The sequence below is a fragment of the Wolbachia endosymbiont of Nomada ferruginata genome (assembly GCF_001675785.1).
GTDB lineage: Bacteria > Pseudomonadota > Alphaproteobacteria > Rickettsiales > Anaplasmataceae > Wolbachia > Wolbachia pipientis.
In genome coordinates, this window is sequence record NZ_LYUY01000001.1 from 13,248 (window position 1) to 32,009 (window position 18,762).

Below are 18,762 nucleotides of genomic sequence, written 5' to 3' on the forward strand. Positions count from 1 at the left end.
AACTCATTCAGTGCTTTTGTTAACACTCTCGGAGCTACTAGAACCAGAACCTCGAGATTTACTCTTGTCTCCACCACTCAACTTCTTAGCAGCAGCAGCTTTGGCAGCAGATAAAGCTTTGCCCACCATTTGTCCAGGTGTCTGACCTGAGCCAAGTGCTGCTCTATGGTTACCAGCAAGTTCGGCAGCCATGCCAGGAAGAATGTTTAAAAAGTGGTAAAAGAGGAATAATACTAAACACAATTTTAATAATTCTCCGATGAGAGAGCTGCCAAATTCCATGTATGTAAAATCAAATAGACCAAGTATGCTGCTCTTTTTAAAGCTATAATTTTGCATCATACATGCAAGAGTAGTTTCATTGTTATCACATTCCCCATCTCTCAATTTAAACCACTGTTTTTTCTTACTAGCTGAGGGTTTTGCTTGGTTATTTTCATATGACTTATCCGGTTCAAAATTTAAATTTTTATAATAGATTTTATCACATGCTATAAACATAAAAGACAAAAACGCAAAAAGGATAACCGGGTATAAGCTATAGGTGATCAATTCTCTTACCCAGCCGTCAAAATATCCTTTGGTGTGTTGGAATAAAACCATAGGGATGAACAAAGGTGATAAAATGATGATTACACTCAAAGCAACTAGAGATAAAATAAATACATAGCACAGCCACAAAATAACCATCATCAGCAAAATGGCCATAAATATAGCAACAAGAGCTATTAAAATCTGTCCACCAGCAAAAATAATACCGATTACCGAACCTGCAACTAATAAGACAGGAGCAGCACCAAGCAAGACTGCTAACGTTGCAACACCTCCAGTACCAATTTTGCCACCAATTCCATCTAAAGGGGCACCTAAATAAAATAAAATTCTACAATCAAGCCTATCCCAAGGTGCAAGATAACTGTAAGATACCCTCTTTCCTGCACGAGTATATTCATAATCTGTACCTGCCTTATAATTACATATGCCTTTACTTTCAGATGATGCTTTTAGCACTATCTCTGACAAACCATTTGAGAGACGAGTTAATTCTCCATAATAATGAGACATGGTACTGCCTGTTGTGAAGTAAATCACTAAAGCGAATTTTATGATCAACATATACATTTCTTGAGGCCTCTGAACTCCACCAGACATGGCTTTTATAGAGAACAGTATTAAAGCTAAAATCAAAACAGCAGTTACAGTGTTTTTCAGTCTTTTCTGTGCTACAGACAAGAAACTGCCCTTGTTATGTCCATTTTTACCCTTAAGTGAGCTGCCACTTGAATCAATACCTGCCACTAAATTATCTAACGATTCCTTAATGCATTGCACTATCATAGAAGTGATGGGAATAGGAGCTAATGATTTACTCCCTGCCTGATTATAGCAAGCTTCAGAGACATACGAGCTAAAACAGCCAGCATTATCATAACCTACAAAAATTTTCCCCCCTTGTCCGTTGAGTCTTTTTTCTTTAGATCTGATAATAGTTTTATAGTCATCATTATTACCAATAGGAACTTTTTCCTCTCCTGTACCATCTTTATTTTTGAATATCATCACAGATTTTTCACACATAGGAGCAAGTGGGTCAGGTGGCAATTCCGTGCACCCCATATCAACCCCTTGCGGCCAAGGAGTCATTTCGATACCAAGCATGCTAACACTGGCTAACTCCACACATAATCTGCCCGTTTTTCTCACTGCTTTGAATGTAGCTCCATGTATGGTTTTGCTCTGTCCAGCTTTAAGAACTTCACATTTCAGCTCACCATCAACCTTCGGGGACCATGACCCATCTACATATCCAGTATCTTTCTCTCTTACATCAAAGTCTATACCACCAAAAAGATTGCCAAACGTTAAAGGGTTTCGATGACATACTTCTATATATTCACTGTATTGCACACCGTTTTTTGGCCAGTAATAACCACCAGCATTTTGGTCAGGTATGGAGTTTAAAATACCTTTCTCTATATTTTTACCTCCTTCTATTGATCCATTTTCCTTATCAAAACATTTAAAATATTCATCTTCCTTTTGGTAATTCTTATTTGTGCACTCTGAATATTTTGAGTGTTCTGATTTTGAGAATCCGAAATCCTTATACTTTCCATTATGATCACGCGCAACTGGGTGTCTAACAAAACTATGCTCACAAACAACAAGTCCTCCTATCGCCTTCCAAACTCCAACAATTGCAGCTATCATTCCAACAATGACAAGAGCAGTAAATAAACCAGCAGAAGAAACGATCAAAACAATACTAGTAAATATTGCACCAACAGCAATCGCTATTCCAGCAAGTGCCGCAGCCGTTTTAAACGCTCCACAATCAGGATTAGAGGCACGATTGAAGCTGCCAGTAGAATTAAATCTACTAACAAATTCCGTCTTGTCAGTACCACTTACTCCATCTGCAAGCACTGGATATGAGAGTAAAAAGTCTATATTTAGTAAAAATATCGCAATTAATAGCAATGACAGCTTAGTCTTAAACATTTTTTACCTTCTGATAAAATATAGGCAACCATACTTTTGGGTTGTCCCCAACTTCATTTAATATATCGTGTAACAATAGAACACTTTCTGCACGTCCAGATAATACGTTGATTATATCATCTAAGTCTTTTAAGTCTATTCTAGCTACTACAGCATTGACTCCTTGTTTCACCAAAAAGAATCTAGTACTTGGATCTGTGTGCTTAATTAATATATACTCACGTTCAGTTAACATAAAAACATCCCGATAGACACTAGTAGCTTTCAGATTTGGTAAAAAAATCTGTGTTGCTGTTTGTTGTACAAGCGTATCGCTAATAGCACTTTTACTTGCATCCTCAACACTCTGAGTAGCAAAAATTACAAAAGCATTTAGTTTTCTCAGTACCTTCAACCAGTCTTTTATCTTGGGTGCAAAAACTGGATTATCTATTAACGCCCATGCCTCATCAAGAACGATAATAGATGGAGTGCCATCAAGAGATATACTAATCCTATGAAATAAATAAATCAAGACCGGTCCAAGAGCAACGGGATCTTTTAGCAAGCTAGCCATCTCAAAACCAAATACTCTTGCTCGTGAAAAATCTAGCAAATCTTCTTTATTGTCAAATATTGCAGCATGAGAACCATTATCATGCCACATAGATATTGCCCCAGCTAGAGTATCAGGACCTGCAAGCCCTAAAAACGGTACGAGGTTTCTCAAGAACCTGTCTTCTTTTCTTAATTTAAAATTTCCTTCAATTGCATCATTAATCCGTGCAATATCTTCTGAAGTAAATTTATCATTATATACCGAAATTAAAGACTTTATCCACTCCATTAAAAACGTTCTATTATCAGAGGTGTCATCAAGTTGCAAAGGATTAAAATTTGTTTTAGTTCTTGGTTCTATTACAGTATAAATACCACTAAGTGCTCTCAAAAAAATCTCTGCACCGTGATCTTTATCAAAAAAGAATATCCTTGGAGAAAACTTCATTGCTTGGGCACACAGGAAATTCATTAAAACAGTTTTACCAGCACCAGTTGGGCCAATTATCATAGTGTGTCCAACATCCCTTATATGAAAGTTGAAAAAAAATGGAGTACCAGATGTCGTGTCAAAAACTGTAACGGCATCTCCCCAGTGGTTATTGAATTTACTGCCAGTAGGATAATTATGTTGAGATGCAAATCCAGCCAAATTAAGACTACTTATTGTAGCTTTTCTCACTATATAATCGAAATTACCAGGAATTTGCGCCCAAAATGCTGGTTCAAGGTTAACTCTTTCGCGAATAGGGTAAACACCGCAATTAGAAAGCTCAGATTCTACCAATGACAGAGCGTTATCCAATGATTTAGGACTTTTTGCTATACATAAAATAGTCAGGTGATGGTGACCAAACGCAATCTTACCACTCATTGCGTCATCAAGTGCTTGAGAAATTTCTGCTATTTGAGAAATAGCTTTATCTGCAGACTGTATCATTCGATTTTGCTGTATCTGCATTTTTCCAATCGCCATTTGCCTATTTGTAAATTGAAAAGATTGCGTAATTATAAACTCGTAAGGAAGTTGTAAAAATGAATCAAGCATTCCTGCAGAAGTATTATTTCCATACTCTTTTATACTAACTATTCCAGCATATTTACTCTCATTATGAGTCACAACCTGTATCATTTTACGGCCAAAGAATAACCTATGTATTGGTAAGTATCTTGATATTTCAGTTCTTAGCGGAAAAAGCGTATTTGTAACGAAGCCACAATTTACAATTCTAGATAGAAACTCCATTATTTCACAGAACAAACCACCTGGAGTTTCTTTTACTCCAAGAATTTTAGGCGAATAATTTCTAAGGCTTGTCACCACACGATTTGTCGTTTCCTCTAAATCTTCATACGTGGCACGTATATCACTTTCCCAAGCATGTTTTGAAGTTACATGTCCGAATTTTTTTAGTAGATGTGACAAAAATTCTACTCCTTTTGTGTCCGCTCTACGGATAATCGTAATGTATAGGTCATTAATAAATGATTGCCTTGTTGCATGTTTTTCTCTCCATTTTAGATTTACGTGATTAGCGAAAAAATTCGGCAAACCTTGACTTGCAAATTCATCAGAAAAAATATTTTTCTTACGTCTGATAGTATGAAAATACAAACTAAATGCTGGAGATGAAATGCTTCTTAGCATCTGGTTCCTGATATTATTTTGTATTACTAAATCCTCGTCATCGGCGGTTTCAAATGCAAAGCCACTTAATTTTATAACCTTAACCAACCAATTTTCTTTTGTCATCAAGGTTGTGCTATTCCAATAGCAAGAATAAGGAATAAATTCAGCAGCGTGAACTTCCCTGCTCAGAGTAGATTTATTCTTTGATTGAACAGCCCTAAACCTCAGCATCACACAACGTTAAGCAATATCATAAGAATTGGCTCCATGATAAAAACGATTTAAACATTTCGAGCACTTTCCTAATTTTACCATAAATAATTCAATAAACAACGGTTCTTTTGCAGAAGCTATATAACCAAGTCCATGTATACCTGGTAACATTAAGAGAATCACTCTCAAATCATTTGAATTAATGAAAATTAGCATGCAAATCAGGACGTTTAATATTGCAAACATATAACTCACACCAAAGAGCATTGCAGGTCTTGTAAGACCTTTGAATAATTGATCTGTTTGTATACTACCTGTGGACATATCTTTAACCTTCTAATAATAGCTCTACACTAATACTATATCATTATATTAAAAATCCATTGAAACTAGTAGCACTTTAAGTCAAGATACATTATTTAATCCCGATAATGACAAGTTGGCCATTTCAAGAAGCAGAAAAAATATTGCAAGAGTTTCCTAATAAAAAAGAAATAATATTTGAAACTGGTTATGGACCCTCTGGTTTACCCCACATAGGAACCTTTGGAGAGGTTTTCCGCACTACAGTTATTGTAAATGCATTAAAAAAAATAGCTCCTGGTATAAAAACCAAAATCATTGCAGTTTCAGATGATATGGATGGTTTGCGAAAAATACCAGATAATGTGCCAAATCAAGAGATGCTAAGAGAGCACTTAAATAAACCATTGACTATGATACCTGATCCATTTGGCACTCATCAGAGTTATGGTCATCATATGAATTCATTGTTGTGTAAATTTCTTGATATGTTTGAATTTGAATACGAGTTCAGGAGTGCAACAGAGTGTTATAAATCTGGCGTTTACGATGAAAAACTTTTACTCTTACTGAAAAATTATGATAAAGTGATGGACGTAATGCTTCCATCATTTCGGGAAGAAAGACAGCAGACTTATAGTCCATTCTTGCCAATATGCCCAAAAACTTCTCAAGTTTTACAAGTTCCAGTAATTGAAACAAATACAGAGAAAGGAACAATCACATATGAAGACCCAAACGGGGAAAAAATAGAAGTTCCAGTGACAAAAGGAAAATGTAAACTGCAATGGAAACCTGATTGGGGAATGAGGTGGGCCGCATTTGGAGTAAATTACGAAGCTCACGGAAAAGATTTAACTCCATCTGCTGTGCTTTCAAGTCAAATATGTGAAATACTTGGAGAAAAGCCACCACTTCTGTTTTGCTACGAGCTTTTCCTTGATAAAGAAGGAAAGAAAATATCAAAATCAAAAGGAAATGGCATTTCAATTGAAGAGTGGTTAACTTACGCACCAACAGAGAGCTTAGCATTGTACATTTTTCAGAGTCCTAAAAAAGCTAAACGTTTATATTTTGATGTGATACCAAAATCAACTGATGAGTATCTAGAGTTTGTTAAGCGTTATAATGAGAACAAAGAAAAGGATATAAATAATCCTGCTTGGCACATTCACCAGGGCAATGTTCCCAATATAGAAACTTCAGGCATAAATTTCTCACTACTTTTAAACCTAGCAGCGGCTTGCAACGCCGAGAACAAAGAGATCCTATGGGGTTTTATATCCTCTTATGCACCGAACGTTACACCAGAAAATAATAAAATGCTTGATAGACTTTCAGACTTTGCAGTAAAGTATTACCACGATTTTATCAAGCCAACAAAATCGTATAAAACTCCAAATGAAAAAGAGAAAGAAGCGTTACTAGATTTGAAGGACACTTTACATTCTCTATCTATAACTGCTACTGCTGAAGAAATTCAATCTCAGGTATTTTTTATTGGAAAAAAATATGATTACACCAACTTACGTGATTGGTTTCAGCTATTATATGAAGCATTACTTGGCCAAAAAACCGGTCCAAGAATGGGATCTTTCATAAAGCTTTATGGAATAGATAATACGATTTCTCTCATAGAAAGCGCTATTAAATGTATACTTTAAAGTTTACCTTCTTTCATTTGAGCTCTTTAGTTTTAATAAGAATTCCTTGACACCCTCCGCCAGCCCTCTTATCATAAAGATGAAGCTATTTATTTATCTTCACAATCTGCAGATTAAAACGACAAAGGGAACTTTGTATTTGGCGTAAATCATGCTTAATTTTTTGCACTATGTGCACCTCATGTCTTTATAAAACTTTTAGGTTTCTACCTATACAAGCAGAAACGCGCTTATAAAGCGTTCAAGACATCAAAAGACGTCAAATAGAACAAGGGAGAATTTGAATGCTAGCTACCCTAGGGTTTTTTTGCCTTTTTTTTCACTCAGTAAATTTCTTAACGTTTGTAATTTAGGTTAGTCGCATTTAAAAGCGGCTGAATCGCAGCGTTTAGAATAAAAAACGCCAATATTTTGAAGTACATATAAATAACTAGTTAACCATGGGGCTTCTTTTGCCTTTTTTTTCGCTTGGTAAATTTCTTAATGTTTGTAGCTAAACGACAATCGTCATCCCGCTGCTTGTTAGCGGGATCTCTTGTTAGCGGCTGAGATACCGCGAATGAATCGCGGTATGACGGTGTAGACGATGGTTAAGTATCCCGCTGCTTGTTAGCGCCGCGGCGGTATGACGGTTCGTGGTGGTATGACGTAGAGTGCTTAGAAGCTGTTATTTTGCTATAAATGGCTGTAATGGCATCATTTATTTTATTGCTATCACAGCCTGTTTGTGCAAGTTCAGCATTCCCACCACAGTTCTTTTTAACTGCTATGGATATTAGTTCTTTTGCGCTAATCTTATTGATTAAGTCTTTACTTACTTTAATAATCAAGACTGTTTTATCTTTTTCTGTTGCCGTAAAAGCTATTACCGTTTTTGGTTTTTGTTGCTGCAAAACAAACTCTCTTATTACATTTGCTGGAATATCAGTGAAAGTGTGGCTTATAAAATTTATTCCATTTATTTCGGTGCTTTTTATATTCTCTGCACTCACAAGCTTTTTATATAGGTTTTTTATTTTGGTTTCGGATTTTTTGTGTTCTTGACTTAAAATACTTAATCTGCTTGTTATTTCACTCACTGGCGCTTTTACGAATTCTGCAACTTTTTTTAAGTTAATTTCATTATCACGTACATAATTGATTGCTTCCTGACCAGTTAAAGCTTCAATTCTCCTCACTCCAAAAGCAACAGAACTCTCTGTTACTATCTTAAACAAACCAATTTCTCCAGTATGTTCAACGTGTGTGCCACCACACAGTTCCCTTGAATCTCCAATCTTCACTACTCTTACTTGGTTGCCATATTTTTCACCGAATAACGCCATAGCTCCTTCGTCTATTGCCTGATTCATGCTCTGAATTTTTGTAGACGTAGAAAGGTTTTCTCTGATTAGAGAGTTTACCATATCTTCTACTAAGAATAGCTGATCCTGAGTAACTTGAGTGTTATGACTAAAGTCAAATCGTAACTTATCCGGTGCAACTAGGGAACCTTTTTGAGTGACATGATCACCCAAGATTTTTCTCAATACAAAGTGCAAAAGGTGTGTAGCTGAATGATTTCTTCTTAAGGCTTGCCTTCTTTCCTTATCTATGCTTGCTGTAACTGTGTCACCTTTACACATTGAGCCAGATTTAACTATGCATCTGTGCAAATATAGGTCATTAACCTTATTGGTATTCTCGACTATAATAATACTTCTACCAGGTTTGATCAGACTGCCAGTATCTCCCACTTGTCCACCTGACTCGCCATAAAAAGGTGTTTTATCAAGTATAATGGTTATCTTTTCTCCCTCCTTTGCAGAATCAATTACTTCATTTTTAGAGGAAACTATAGCTAGTATTTTCGCATCACTTACTTCATTGAACTCATAACCAACAAATTTTGTTTTGCCAAATTTATTGATCAAATCAAACCATACTTGCTCAACAGATTTTTCACCAGATCCAGCCCATTTAGCACGTGCTCTCTCTTTTTGTTCTCCCATTGCATCATCAAAACCCTTCTGGTCAAAATTTATTTTTTTCTCTTTTAAAATATCAAGTGTAATATCCAAAGGAAATCCGTAGGTGTCATATAGCTTAAACGCTGATTCTCCAGGCAAAGTATCGCCCGATTTTAAATCTGTAGTGAATTTCTCCAGGAGATTGATACCTTTCATCAAAGTGTCTTTAAAGTTTTCTTCCTCTGATTTTAACGTCGTTTCTATTAAGCTTTTAGCTCTGACTAATTCAGCTCCCATATAAGCCGAACTCGTGCTATCTATCAACACTGGAAAAATACGATGGAGTAGGGAATCATTATATCCAAGCAGGTGAATATAACGTGTGGCTCTCCTAATTAATCTGCGTAATACGTAATTCCTGCCCTCATTTCCAGGAAGCACTCCTTCTGCGATGAGAAATGCAGCCGCGCGAAGATGATCTGCTATGATCTTATGCGCTATTTTATTTTCCGTTCTTCCACAGTACTCTTGTGATTTACTTATCAGAGCAGAAAATAGATCAATATCATAGTTATCATGGACGTTTTGCATAACAGCCGCTATTCTTTCAAGGCCCATTCCAGTATCGATGCATTTTTTTGGCAATTTGTGTAAATTACCTTCTTCATCTTTGTTAAACTCCATGAATACCAGATTCCAGATTTCAACAATTCTATCGCCCTCTTGTAAATTAGGACTCCCATGGTCATAAAAAATTTCAGAACATGGACCGCACGGACCAGTGCTTCCCATACTCCAAAAGTTATCATCCGTTGTAATTCTTATGATTTTATCACTTGAAAAGCCACTTATCTTACGCCAAATCTCGTACGCCTCATCATCAGTATGGTAGACGGTTATGGATAGTCTGTTTCTATCAAGAGATAACTCTTTAGTGATAAATTCCCACGCAAATTCTATCGCAGTTTCCTTAAAGTAATCACCGAAGCTAAAATTTCCGAGCATTTCAAAAAATGTGTGATGCCGAGTTGTATAGCCAACATTTTCCAGATCATTGTGTTTACCGCCTGCTCTTAAGCACTTTTGACTTGAGACAGCACGTTTCATTTCAGTTTTTTGAGCACCAGTAAAAATATTTTTAAACTGCACCATACCAGCATTTGTGAACATGAGCGTTGGGTCATGTTCTGGAATCAAAGGAGAAGAAGAAACCTGCTCGTGGTCATTATTTACAAAAAATTTTATAAATCTTTCTCTGATTTCGTTTAGCTTCATCGTTTTTATTGAGGTTATCTATAAATAATAAGTTGTAATGGAAATAAAATCAATACCACTCTCTAGATCTCAGAACTTCTAGTGACATGCACCTTGTGGTAAGAAAAAATCAATATATTCACGATAAATTTACCTCATATCTGTGTTTTATATGTGGAAATTGGAATGGAAATTTATGTAGGCAAAGAAAAAAGAATAGCAAATGTGGTGACTCAACACTGGAATGACATAAAACGATCAGACAGAGATTGGCCAGAAAGGCATGAAATAGACACTGCAGAAATAATGGAATCATGGCAGCATTGTTTTGTCATTGAAGTCAAGGATCAAGGTTATATTTGTGAAAATGCAGGAGAAAAGGCTGTTGAATTCTATGGTTTTGAGAAAAAGACGCGCATTGATAATAAGTATGCAATTGATGCACCATTTTTGCGACTATATAAAATAGATGCAGTTATTGATAAACTTGATACTGTAATAGAGAGTAAATGCCCGATCAATGAAGAGGAAGAAAGTGAAAGTGTTAAAATGAGGCAAGTATTGTTGCCACTTGGGAATAAAGAAGGTATAACACACATATTGGGCGTAATTACTTTTAAACTCCTTTAATATACAATTTTAATTTGATTCTTTAATAAAATTATTTATACTAATGCTTAATTACTATTAAAGAACTCAATAGTAGTGCTTGTAAATTTATTTGGAATATGAAGAAAATAAAATTAAAAACCAAATCTTCTGTGAAAAAGCGCTTTCACCTTACAGCTAAGGGTAAAGTTATTTCTACTCAGTCAGGCAAAAGGCATGGCATGGTAAAGAGAAGTAAATCTAATATTCGTAATCAGCGCGGTACAACGATTCTTGGTAAATCTGACTCGCGTATAGTTAAGCTTCATATGCCTTACGGTATTTAACAAAATGGAGGTAAAATAAAATGGCTCGGGTAAAACGTGGAGTCACTACTCACGCTCGTCATAAAAAAATATTGAAACTAGCAAAGGGTTATAGAGGACGTGCAAAAAGCTGTTATAGAATTGCATTACAGAGAGTTGAAAAAGCACTGCAATATGCTTACAGAGACAGAAGAACCCGTAAACGTGATTTCCGTAGCTTATGGATAATACGTATTAATGCAGCAGCAAGAGAGCATGGGCTTACTTATGGTAGGTTTATGCATGGTCTTACACTTGCCGGCATTGATTTAAATAGAAAAATTCTTGCTGAGATGGCAGTTAGTTATAAGGATGATTTTGCCAAATTAGTAGAAACTGTAAGTGGTAAATTAGCGGAGAATTCTTAAAGCAAAAACACCATGAGAATTATTTTCATGGGATCACCAGGATTTGCTGTTAATTCTCTGAGCTTGTTACTGAAATCAAAGAGCGAAGTGGTGGCAGTATACACCAAGGCTCCAAAACCTTCGGGGCGTGGACAGAAGCCAATGAAATCTCCAGTACATGTTATCGCTGAAGAAAGTAACATAGAGGTATGTACTCCTATCTCTCTAAAGTTCTCGGCAGAGCAAGAAAAATTTAGAAATTTCAAGCCAGACGTTGCGGTTGTTGCCGCGTATGGATTGATACTTCCAAGAGAAATTTTGAATATTCCAAAATATGGTTGTATTAATATTCATCCTTCATTACTACCAAGGTGGCGTGGTGCAGCCCCGATACAGCACACAATTTTAGCAGGAGATCAAGAAACCGGGGTTAGCATTATGCAATTGGATGAAGGATTAGATTCCGGCCCTATTTTAAAACAGGAAAAATTTCTTATCGAAAAGAACGATAATTACAAGACATTGCATGATAAATTATCTAAGCTAGGCAGTGATTTACTGCTGAAAGTGCTAAACGAAATTGAAAAACAGCTTCCCTTAAAACAGAACGATAACGATGCATGTTACGCTGACAAAGTGGAAGACTATAAAATTTATGCAAGTGATGCCTGTGAAGTTGCTTATAGAAAGGTTAAAGCGTTTTACCCAAAAGCGTTTATCAAGATAGAGAATAAACGTATCAGGATACTTGATGCTGACTTTGAAGCTTTCGCTTCAGAACAAGGTGAGATTGTTAACGATAATATGCACATAAGTTTAAAAGGTGGCATTTTAATTCCTAAAGTTGTACAAATGGAAGGAAGAAATCCTTGTAGTATTGAAGATTTTATTCGTGGTTTGAAATCAAGCATGGTAAAAAAATTTATAGAATAGACTGCTTTGAAGGAAAGGTTAGGAGGGCTAAAGCAACTTCTACAATTTGGTATTCCGCTGCTTGTTAGCGGAATCTACAACAAGATACCGCGTTTTGGTGTACGAACATTGCAATTTGCAGGTAATTTGAGTAGTAGATGGTGTCATTCCAGTCTGGAATCCAGTTTCTATTGTACAGCCACCTGGTGTGCTCATTTAAAGTGAAGTTTTCTGGATCCCAGACTGGGTGACATCTTTCTTGGTCTCTTGTATCACAATGTTCGTACAGTTGTGGATACCGCGGCGGTATGACGTAGTAGCTATATATAGACAAATTTTCTTTTCTTAGATATAATCTTAAAAAACTTTCCATATAAAAATGAAAATAAAAAGAGCTTTAATATCAGTATACGATAAAACGAATATAATTGATCTTGCATCGTTTTTAATGCAGCAACAAATAGAAATGCTTTCAACGGGAAATACTTATAAAGCACTATCTGATGCCGGAATAAAAACACAAGAGGTCTCAGATTACACACAATTTCCAGAGATACTAGGTGGTAGAGTAAAAACTTTACACCCTAAAATTCATGGAGGAATACTTTATGATCGAGAAAAGCACAAAAAAGAAGTGCAAGATCTAGAAATTGAGCCAATAGACCTGCTTATAACTAACCTATACCCATTTTGGGAGACAGTAAGTAGCGGCTCAAATGAAGAGCAAATTATAGAACAAATTGATATCGGAGGAGTGGCGTTAATTAGAGCTGCAGCAAAAAATTTTCGTTTTACTTCAGTTATTTCTAGCATTCAAGACTATGAAGCACTAAAAGCTGAGATGATAAAAAATAACAATGAAACACCATTGGAATATAGAAAACACTTAGCAACCAAAGCATTTGCTCTCACTGCACACTATGATTCTAATATTCACAGTTGGTTTTTATCCCAGAGTAAGAATAATGAATTACCAGAGTTTTTTGCACTATATGGACATAAAGTACAAGAACTCAGGTATGGTGAAAATCCTCATCAAAAAGCTGCATTTTATAGCAATCAATTCACCAAATATCCGCTGGAAAAAATACATGGGAAAGAGTTGAGTTATAATAATATAGTAGATATAGAGTCCGCACTTAACATAATTTCTGAATTTGAAGAACCTGCAGCAGTGATAATCAAGCACAATAACCCGTGTGGCGCTGCTGTTGGTGATAATGCTTTGGAGGCATATAAAAAAGCTCTATCGTGTGATGAAGTAAGCAGTTTTGGTGGTATAGTTGCCTTAAATCGGGAGATAGATTTAAAGCTAGCAGAAAAATTAAACGAGATATTTTTGGAAGTAGTGATAGCACCATCGGTAAACAATGAGGCACTAAAAATTTTACAAAGAAAGAAAAATTTAAGAGTGATTATTCATAAATCTTTCCAACAAAATGTGAAATACCAAATTAAAAACGTTGTTGGCGGGTTTTTGGTGCAAGAAAATAATAACCATACAATACAAGCAGAAGAAATGAGGCAAGTAACAGAACACGCTGCAACGGAAAAAGAAAAAGAAGATCTTATTTTTGCTTGGAAAATATGTAAACATGTGAAATCTAATGCAATAGTTATAGCAAAAGACGGTTGTGCTGTCGGTATCGGTGCAGGGCAAACGAGCAGAATAGATAGCGTGAACATTGCAGTGAAAAAGGCGGGTGAAAAGTGTAAAGAAGCAGTGCTTGCTTCAGATGCATTTTTTCCATTCCCAGATAGCATAGTAGAAAGTGCAAAACATGGAATTACAGCTATAATTCAGCCCGGCGGCTCGCTGAAAGATCAAGATGTGATAAAAGCTGCAAATGAAAATAAAATTGCCATGTTTTTCACCGGCATTCGTAGCTTTTTTCATTAGGCTTGTATCTCATGTCAATGTACACTTTTTCGCGCATTTAACATTGCTTTGATCATAATTGTATACAAAAACCGTTTACAATCAGCGCTCAATATGATAAATTGAAACCAGTTTATTCCTCGGTAGCTCAGTGGTAGAGCAGTTGGCTGTTAACCAATTGGTCGCTGGTTCGAATCCGGCCCGGGGAGCTCTTCTCTGTTGAATTTTAGTGTTGATTTTATATGGGCATTAAATCAGTCGTTTTATGTATACTAGATGGCTGGGGAAATGGAGTAGAAAACAGTAAATACAATGCTATTAGCAACGCAAATCCACCCTGTTGGCAATATATTAGCTCTAATTATCCAAAATGCAGTTTATCCGCCTGTGGAACTGATGTGGGGTTACCTGGTGGTCAAATAGGTAACTCAGAAGTTGGCCATATGAATATTGGCAGTGGTAGAGTGGTAATACAAAGCCTTCAGCGCATTAATCAAGAGATTGGAACAATAGAAAACAATGTAAATCTACAAAGTTTTATTAATGATCTAAAAAGTAAGAACGGAGTATGCCATATAATGGGATTGGTGTCCGATGGTGGTGTTCATTCACATCAAAAGCATATTTCAACTTTAGCAAATAAAATATCACAGCATGGAATAAAAGTGGTGATACATGCATTTTTAGATGGCAGAGACACATTGCCAAATTCAGGAAAAAAATGCATTCAAGAATTTACAAAGAGTATAAAGGGAAATGACACAAGAATTGCTACTGTTTCTGGGCGTTACTATGCTATGGACCGTGACAACAGGTGGAAGAGAACAATCGAAGCTTATGAGGCTATCGCATTTGCAAAGGCACCTTGTCATGATAATGCAGTATCGTTGATTGATGAAAATTATCAAAATAACATAACTGATGAGTTTATCAGGCCCGCAGTAATAGGTGACTATCAAGGTATAAAACCAGAAGATGGAGTGCTGTTGGCTAACTTTCGTGCTGATCGAATGATACAATTAGCAAGTATTTTGCTTGGCAAAACAGATTACGCTAAGGTAGCAAAATTCTCTTCAATTTTAAGTATGATGAAGTACAAAGAAGATCTCAAAATTTCTTATATTTTTCCTCCTACTTCTTTCGCTGATACTCTAGGACAAACAATAGAAGACAATAAATTACGACAATTACGTATCGCCGAAACCGAGAAATACGCTCATGTGACTTTCTTTTTCAATTGTGGAAAAGAAGAACCTTTCTCTGGTGAAGAAAGAATACTCATTCCCTCACCAAAAGTTCAAACTTACGATTTGCAGCCCGAAATGTCAGCCTTCGAGCTCACAGAAAAGCTTGTAGAAAAAATTCACTCCCAAGAATTCGCACTGATAGTTGTAAATTACGCTAATCCTGATATGGTAGGGCATACAGGTAATATAAAAGCAGCCGAGAAAGCTGTGCTAGCTGTAGATGATTGTCTTGCAAAAGTGCTGAGTGCTGTTAAAAAGTCAAGCAACACCGCGTTAATTGTCACTGCAGACCATGGTAATGTGGAATGTATGTTCGATGAAGAAAATAATACACCTCATACAGCACACACTCTAAATAAAGTGCCATTTATTGTGTCTTGCAATAATCTAAAACTAAGAGACGGAAGGTTATCTGACATTGCCCCTACTATTTTACAGCTACTTGGAATTAAGAAACCGGATGAAATGACAGGCAGTTCGTTGATTTCTTGCATTACCCTCTGTCATTCCAGCTAGGCAGCGTTATGCACCGGAATGACATCAAATAGATGTGTTTTAACTTAATCCAACTTTTAAATTTTTCGCTGTTAGTACTAATGATTCATTAAAGAAGCTGTCAATATCACCAATACTATCTATATTTTTTGTACTGATAGATTGGTCAATTCTTTTGACCAAATTAGATAAAACTTTATTAGAGCCAATTTCAACAAATTTGTTAATGCCACGGCTTGACATATACAAAACCATTTCTCTCCATTTCACTCTGCTTACAACTTGCTTGGCGAGTAAAGTTTTTATAACTTTGGGATCACTCTCCTCTTTAGCTGTAACATTTGATATCAAAGGAACTATAGGACGGGTTATTTTAATACCCTTCAAAAACTCCAAAACTTTTTCATCAGCAGGTTTCATAAGAGATGAATGAAAAGGCCCACTAACCTGTAATTTAATTAGTTTCCTCACACTCGAGTTTTTGAATAAATCGGGTAACATTTCAAGAGCTTCTCTAGTGCCACTTATAACCACTTGTCCGCCACCGTTATCGTTTGCAATTTCACAAATTCCGTCAATTTGAACTGATTTCAATATATCTTCCACTTCATTTATCTCTGCTCCAAGCAACGCAACCATTCCGCCTTTACATTTCAGTGAAGCTTCATGCATTGCTTCGCTGCGAACTTTCAGCAGCTTGATTGCAGACTCAAGCGTTAACGCTCCTGCAGCACACAGCGCTGTATATTCGCCAACTGAATGCCCACAAACATATTTAACATTGTGATCAGTGAAAAGAGATTTGCCAAACACATGCTCCATAACACGTAGCATTGCAATTGATACTGCCATTATAGCTGGCTGAGCGTTTTCTGTAATGGTTAATTCTTCAATAGGACCGTTGAAGATTAAATGAGACAGCTTTCTACCCAATATGCTATCTACTTCATTAAATACTTGTCTTGCAACGGAAAACTCACTATATAAGCTCTTTCCCATTCCTACAAACTGAGAGCCCTGACCAGGGAAAGCGAAAATCATGATAATTATTACTTATTCCTTATTAAGTATAACATTTTATTTATTTTTTGTCAATATTTTAGAATAATGATTGACTTAGTGAATTAAGTTCACTAGAATGTTAACTGACTAAAAGTTTATAAACAACAATGAATTATCATAAAATTATTATAGTTATGACAGACGGTCAAGAGTTTGAAACTCGTTCCACTTATGGAAAGGAGGGAGATAGGGTAAAACTTGATAGAGATCCTCTTACTCACCCTGCATGGACTGGAAGTTTGACAAGCGGGTTAGCAAGTAAAACTAGCAAATTAGCTAAGTTTAACGATAAATATGGAAGCATTTTCTAATTTTCCTCCTCTTTAAGTTTTAGAGAGTCTACTGAAGCATGCATAAATACAAAAATATAGGCTATGTTGCTTCTCCATCACCAAAATCGCAGGAAGTATCTAAACTATTAAAGAAACTTAATTTTATCAATATAACAGAAGAAAATAAGTCCGAAATCGATCTATTGATAGTTGTTGGCGGTGATGGCTTTATGCTACGCACTTTGCACAATTACGTCATAGAAAATAAAAACATGCATGTGTATGGGATAAACACTGGCAATGTTGGGTTTTTGATGAATAAATGCTTTAGCCGCAGTGAAGATTTAATTGATCATATAGAGCATGCAACTTCAACTCAGTTAACTTTGCTAAAAATGGAAGCAACAGACACAAGTGGCAAGAGATATCATTACATAGCAGTAAACGAAGTATATGTTTTTAGAAAAGCGAACCAAATAGTAGAAATGAATATTACTATTAATGATAAGCTAAAAGTAGAAAAATTTAGAGGGGACGGAGTAATATTATCTACTCCCACAGGCAGCACTGCATACAACTTCTCTGCCGGAGGCCCAATCTTGCCGCTAAATTCAAATTTACTTGCACTCACTTCTATCAATAGCTATTACCCAAGGCATTGGAATGGAGCATTAATATCAAACGATACAATCGTACAAATTGACATTAACGACACAAAAAACCGTCCAGCACTTGTAGTATCAGATTACAAGGAGTTTCATAATATATCACAGATAAAAATACAAAAAGACCACGAAAACACAATAACTTTGCTTTTTGACAAAGATTACCCTCTGAATGAAAGGATCTTTGATAGACAATTTCTATACTAATAATGTATCTGTTCAGATGCATGGCTAATGTACAAATATTGAAACAAAAATTCCAGTGCCCCTGTGATGTCATTCCAGTGCTTGACACTGGAATCCAGCTTTTGATCGAAAATGTTGTATAGTACACAATCAAATTTTCTGGATCCCAGTGTCTGGGCACTGGGATGACACCCATTTGTTCCTATAGTTGTCTTTTCTCGTCTACCTTATTTTGCCACTCTGCTAAACAGATACATTATCTGTAAATTGGTATTTACTACATCTTAATAACTATAGCGTAATCAATGCAGCATAGTAATTAACTTTGGAGTGAATATGCATGGGTCAGTCGAAAAATCAACAGTAAAATTAACTTCTTACGAACAAACAGGTGAAAATAGCAAGATAACACTAAAAGATCCACCATCGCCTGAAGAAGCAGGAAATGCTATCTCAAGTGTACTGAATGTAGTACCACGTGTGCAGGGAATGTCACATGAAGAATCAGATGATGAGGAAGTGGATCCTACTTATGCATCTATAAATCGACAGAAAGATTGTGATGGAGCACCACCAGTTCCGTCAAAAAATCCAGCTTTACAACGCAGAGATTTGTTAAATCTTAGAGGTTGTCCGGAAACAAGTAAATTCAAGCATATTCCCTCTTTAACATAACCCTACTCATAGCTAGG

At 36.1% G+C, this 18,762-nt stretch carries 15 protein-coding genes, 1 tRNA gene and 1 pseudogene; 11 read left to right on the forward strand and 6 right to left on the reverse strand.

Translation table 11 applies throughout. The features are described from left to right. Positions 1–3: 3 nt before the first annotated feature. Genes BA053_RS00045 through BA053_RS00055 form a run of 3 tightly spaced genes read right to left on the reverse strand, consistent with a single transcriptional unit; the run spans position 4 to position 5,206 of the window. Positions 4–2,502: a TrbL/VirB6 family protein gene (locus BA053_RS00045; protein WP_065106635.1), complete on the reverse strand. Its 2,499-nt coding sequence runs from the start codon at positions 2,500–2,502 to the stop codon at positions 4–6. After that, positions 2,495–4,900 (reverse strand): VirB4 family type IV secretion/conjugal transfer ATPase, encoded by a 2,406-nt coding sequence (locus BA053_RS00050; protein WP_065094409.1) that lies wholly within the window; start codon positions 4,898–4,900, stop codon positions 2,495–2,497. Before BA053_RS00050 ends, BA053_RS00045 begins: the two co-directional genes overlap by 8 nt. Positions 4,901–4,909: 9 nt before the next feature. Beyond that, positions 4,910–5,206, reverse strand: a complete 297-nt coding sequence (locus tag BA053_RS00055; protein WP_007548615.1) for a type IV secretion system protein VirB3 — start codon at positions 5,204–5,206, stop codon at positions 4,910–4,912. A 107-nt stretch (positions 5,207–5,313) separates the two neighbouring features. Between BA053_RS00055 and BA053_RS00060 the strand changes: the two genes are divergently transcribed. After that, positions 5,314–6,849, forward strand: coding sequence for a lysine--tRNA ligase (locus tag BA053_RS00060; RefSeq protein WP_065106636.1), 1,536 nt, complete (start codon positions 5,314–5,316; stop codon positions 6,847–6,849). 590 nt (positions 6,850–7,439) lie between these two features. Here BA053_RS00060 and alaS read toward each other — a convergent pair. Next, positions 7,440–10,073, reverse strand: a complete 2,634-nt coding sequence (gene alaS, locus BA053_RS00065; protein WP_065106637.1) for an alanine--tRNA ligase — start codon at positions 10,071–10,073, stop codon at positions 7,440–7,442. Between the two features lie 165 nt (positions 10,074–10,238). On the opposite strand from alaS, the gene BA053_RS00070 reads away from it, so the two are divergent. The 4 genes from BA053_RS00070 (at position 10,239) to fmt (ending at position 12,285) form a co-directional block, all read left to right on the forward strand. Beyond that, positions 10,239–10,682, forward strand: a complete 444-nt coding sequence (locus BA053_RS00070; protein WP_065094412.1) for a PAS domain-containing protein — start codon at positions 10,239–10,241, stop codon at positions 10,680–10,682. 98 nt (positions 10,683–10,780) lie between these two features. Further along, positions 10,781–10,987 (forward strand): 50S ribosomal protein L35, encoded by a 207-nt coding sequence (gene rpmI, locus BA053_RS00075; protein ID WP_007548610.1) that lies wholly within the window; start codon positions 10,781–10,783, stop codon positions 10,985–10,987. 20 nt (positions 10,988–11,007) lie between these two features. Continuing rightward, a complete protein-coding gene (gene rplT, locus BA053_RS00080; RefSeq protein ID WP_065094413.1) occupies positions 11,008–11,373 on the forward strand; it encodes a 50S ribosomal protein L20 in 366 nt (121 codons plus the stop codon). Positions 11,374–11,385: 12 nt separating this feature from the next. After that, positions 11,386–12,285: a methionyl-tRNA formyltransferase gene (gene fmt, locus BA053_RS00085; protein WP_065095289.1), complete on the forward strand. Its 900-nt coding sequence runs from the start codon at positions 11,386–11,388 to the stop codon at positions 12,283–12,285. An 87-nt stretch (positions 12,286–12,372) separates the two neighbouring features. Here the strand turns inward: fmt and BA053_RS08750 are convergent. Further along, positions 12,373–12,523: pseudogene (locus BA053_RS08750) on the reverse strand (WPE palindromic element domain-containing protein); the annotation flags it as partial. A 120-nt stretch (positions 12,524–12,643) separates the two neighbouring features. Here BA053_RS08750 and purH point away from each other — a divergent pair. The 3 genes from purH (at position 12,644) to gpmI (ending at position 15,906) form a co-directional block, all read left to right on the forward strand. Then, positions 12,644–14,164: a bifunctional phosphoribosylaminoimidazolecarboxamide formyltransferase/IMP cyclohydrolase gene (purH, locus tag BA053_RS00090; protein ID WP_065094415.1), complete on the forward strand. Its 1,521-nt coding sequence runs from the start codon at positions 12,644–12,646 to the stop codon at positions 14,162–14,164. Between the two features lie 116 nt (positions 14,165–14,280). Beyond that, positions 14,281–14,352, forward strand: a tRNA-Asn gene (locus BA053_RS00095). A gap of 33 nt (positions 14,353–14,385) precedes the next feature. Continuing rightward, entirely contained in the window at positions 14,386–15,906 is a 1,521-nt protein-coding gene (gpmI, locus tag BA053_RS00100) for a 2,3-bisphosphoglycerate-independent phosphoglycerate mutase (protein ID WP_065106638.1), read from the forward strand. A gap of 39 nt (positions 15,907–15,945) precedes the next feature. Here the strand turns inward: gpmI and fabD are convergent, their stop codons facing one another. Beyond that, entirely contained in the window at positions 15,946–16,926 is a 981-nt protein-coding gene (fabD, locus tag BA053_RS00105; protein WP_065094417.1) for an ACP S-malonyltransferase, read from the reverse strand. A 128-nt stretch (positions 16,927–17,054) separates the two neighbouring features. Between fabD and rpmE the strand changes: the two genes are divergently transcribed. From rpmE to BA053_RS00120, 3 genes are all read left to right on the forward strand, one after another. Beyond that, on the forward strand, positions 17,055–17,258 hold the full coding sequence (gene rpmE, locus BA053_RS00110; RefSeq protein ID WP_007548602.1) for a 50S ribosomal protein L31: 204 nt from the start codon (positions 17,055–17,057) through the stop codon (positions 17,256–17,258). Positions 17,259–17,296: 38 nt separating this feature from the next. Beyond that, entirely contained in the window at positions 17,297–18,091 is a 795-nt protein-coding gene (locus tag BA053_RS00115; protein ID WP_065094418.1) for an NAD kinase, read from the forward strand. Positions 18,092–18,406: 315 nt separating this feature from the next. Next, positions 18,407–18,745, forward strand: coding sequence for a hypothetical protein (locus tag BA053_RS00120; RefSeq protein ID WP_065095291.1), 339 nt, complete (start codon positions 18,407–18,409; stop codon positions 18,743–18,745). Positions 18,746–18,762: the final 17 nt, after the last annotated feature.